The following is a 224-nucleotide window of genomic DNA, read 5'->3' as shown; positions in this document are numbered from 1 at the left end:
TAATTTCTGGAATAACTGGAAGGGTTAAAAATGATAAAGTTAAAAAAGGATTAAAATCTGCATTAACTCCTATTATACTTAAAGCTTGATTTAAAATTTTAAGTTGTTGTTGAACCTCTAAATAGCCATTCTCAGATATTAATCCTCCTATAGCAAGAGGTAATGATGCTATAATTTCTTTACCTGAAGCAATTGCAATTCCTCCATTCATCTTTTTAAGATGA

Annotated in this window: 1 protein-coding gene; it reads right to left on the bottom strand. The window is 28.6% G+C overall.

Translation table 11 applies throughout. From position 1 onward, the window contains the following. A partial coding sequence (locus NG904_RS16665) for an adenine deaminase C-terminal domain-containing protein (protein WP_286674379.1) occupies nt 1-224 on the bottom strand: 224 nt, incomplete at both ends.

Source organism: Clostridium sp. ZBS15 (assembly GCF_023845705.1).
Lineage (GTDB): Bacteria > Bacillota > Clostridia > Clostridiales > Clostridiaceae > Clostridium > Clostridium aquiflavi.
Note: the sequence above shows the minus strand (reverse complement) of the source record. Positions and strands in the feature narration are given on the sequence as shown.